Here is a 1,314-nt window from a genome sequence, read left to right as displayed (position 1 = left end):
TTTGAAAAAGTGAGGATTGCCACTTTGAATGTTTTTTATGAATGAGGCCGGTCGGAGCGGAAATTATAAACCAGCTTTCAATAATCACCTTCGCTTTTTTGGAAGTTATTTTTCTGAAAGTCTATAGAGGTTATAATACCGCTTTGAAAATAATAACAAACTGCAAGATTTTGCACATAAGACATAAAGGCCCAGGCAATGCTTGAAATTGAATATGAATTCGGTGACAGAGATTTAGTTCATTACAATGAATTACAGATTGATCAATCGGGTTTCATGGGGTCAGCTAACTTGATTTTTAGTGTTGATAGGTAAAGCCACATAAATACTTTCCCTAATTTTTTATGTTATAAAATTTCAAATTGTGTTTTAGCATCCATACGCTTATGTAATATACGAACAAACTCAATTTCAAACTGGCTTATATTATGGTAGAAAAGAGCATGACTAGAAACTGGAAATTTTCGATATCCCTGTTTAATAAAATCACACCTATTGCCTAACTCAGGAGTTTCCGATAGCATATGAAAAGCATCATCGAATTGCCGCACGTAAGTTTTACGTTGATCTTTACCCCACTGTCTCTGAGTATAGGCAGCAATTGATTTCAAATCAGCCTTGGCTTTATTAGTCAGTGTAAATTTTCTCATTAACCAAGTTCTTCATCCAGTTCATTCATGAGACTTTCATAGCTGTACTCTGCAGTACCGCTACGCTCACCTTTTTCAAGTAAATTCCGGAGAGTCATTATTTTTTGTTCGTTGTCTTCAAACATTCTAAGTGCAGCTCGAACCACCTCACTTGCAGAAGAAAAACGACCTTCGTCAATTTTGTGAGCTATAAAGCCATCAAAGTGTTCACCAAGGGTCATGCTAGTATTTTTAGGCATATCGCCACCTCAAATATCAATAATTGGTACTTAATGGTATACTCTTATAACAAAAAAATCCAGCTGACCGTTGGCAACACAGTTCGTTTCCAAAGGTCATTTTTTATCCAAGTTCAGTGCTTTGTCAGGGAAATAGGGGGCATATATGGTCCGCCCCGTATTGCAAGAAAAAACTCGATCGTAATATAAAGAATATTGCTCCCATATATCCTGCCTTTCGTTGAGGTTGTCTAATACCCCTGGCCCTGATGGAATCCGCGCATTCCCACCTCATCAGACCATCGACCTCAAATGGGCCCTAGTACAGCGCCCCGTAAGTTCGTACAAAAAAATTGGTATTACATAATGCTGTAGAATTAGGTGATATGATCCCAAACAATGCAAATAAACAGCTCCTTTGACAACCCAAGAAAAAGAAATACTGA

The 1,314-nt window shown here is 37.5% G+C and carries 2 protein-coding genes; both read right to left on the bottom strand.

Translation table 11 applies throughout. The features are described 5' to 3' along the window. Positions 1-347: 347 nt before the first annotated feature. Complete coding sequence (locus BTHERMOSOX_RS11260; RefSeq protein WP_138121207.1) at positions 348-650, bottom strand: type II toxin-antitoxin system RelE/ParE family toxin; 303 nt, start codon at positions 648-650, stop codon at positions 348-350. After that, positions 650-889, bottom strand: a complete 240-nt coding sequence (locus BTHERMOSOX_RS11255) for a type II toxin-antitoxin system ParD family antitoxin (protein ID WP_138121206.1) — start codon at positions 887-889, stop codon at positions 650-652. Before BTHERMOSOX_RS11255 ends, BTHERMOSOX_RS11260 begins: the two co-directional genes overlap by 1 nt. Positions 890-1,314: the final 425 nt, after the last annotated feature.

Origin of the sequence: Bathymodiolus heckerae thiotrophic gill symbiont (assembly GCF_900128515.1) — a bacterium.
GTDB lineage: Bacteria > Pseudomonadota > Gammaproteobacteria > PS1 > Pseudothioglobaceae > Thioglobus_A.
Note: the sequence above shows the minus strand (reverse complement) of the source record. Positions and strands in the feature narration are given on the sequence as shown.